Source organism: Rhodococcus sp. G-MC3 (genome assembly GCF_030063335.1).
Taxonomy (GTDB): Bacteria; Actinomycetota; Actinomycetes; order Mycobacteriales; family Mycobacteriaceae; genus Rhodococcoides.
In genome coordinates, this window is the sequence record NZ_JASISW010000092.1 from 1 (window position 1) to 973 (window position 973).

A 973-nucleotide genomic window follows, 5' to 3' on the forward strand; every position below is an offset into this window, starting at 1 on the left:
GTGGTGGTGTTTGTGTAGGCGTCTGCGGCGTGGAGCATTTCGGTGAGCATGGCTTGCCAGCGTGCGTCGGTGGCGATGAGGCGTGCGGTGGCGGGGTCGAGGACGGTGCCGTCGGAGAGGGTGGCGGGGGTGTCGGTGAGTCCGAGGAGGGTGTCGATGTCGATGTGTACGTTGATCAGTGGTCCGCGGCGGGGTTGGTGGTGTTCGGTGGCGTCGGCGACGGGGCAGTGGTCGGATCCGCACTGGCAGGTGAGTGCTTGTTCGTGGTGGAAGAGTGCGATGAGTGCGTCGCCGCGGCGTTGTGTGTTGGTGCGGGGGTCGGCGGGGCAGACGGTGTCGGCGAGTTCTTGGATGAGTGCGTCGCATTCGGCGCCCTCGAGCATCGACATTTTGGCGATGAGGCTGGCGGTGCCGTCGGTGCCGCGGCGGATGTCGGCGCAGCGTTCGTCGTCGACGGCTTTCTTCTGGGCGGCGGCGGCTTCGTCGGGATCGTGGGCGATCCACTGTCGCCAGATGTTTTCGCGTAGTGCTCGGCTGTTGCAGCGTAGGGCGGCGGCGAGGATGTCTGCTTCGAGTGCGTGGGCGGTGGAGTCGGAGGCGCGTGCCAGGGTGAGTGCGATGGTGCGGACGCGGGGGTAGTCGAGGTCTCCGGTGGTGAATGCGGTGTCGATGAGGGGTAGTCGCCAGGTGAGTTGGTTGGCGACGGTGATCATGTCTTTGGTTGTTTTGCGGGAGAGTGAGAGTGCTACGGCTGCTTCGCATTCGGCGGTGTGGCGGGCGCGGCCGACGTCGGGTTCGTCACCCGGCTTGCCGAAACCTGAGTTGTCGGCCGTGAGGAGGTGGATGTCCATTTCTGCTGCCATCCGGATTTCGGTGAGCTCGTGCAGTTCGTGGATGACGGTTGCGGCGGTGATGTTCTCGGCGCGGCGGGCGTCGGCGAGGCGTGCGAGTGATTCCGAGGCGGCAGCGTCTG

General features: G+C 66.0%; 1 protein-coding gene. It reads right to left on the reverse strand.

Features of this window, described 5'->3' with window-relative positions; all coding sequences use genetic code 11:
* Positions 1 to 973: DUF222 domain-containing protein (locus QMK17_RS26320; protein ID WP_283512227.1), on the reverse strand; the 973-nt coding region annotated here is incomplete at both ends.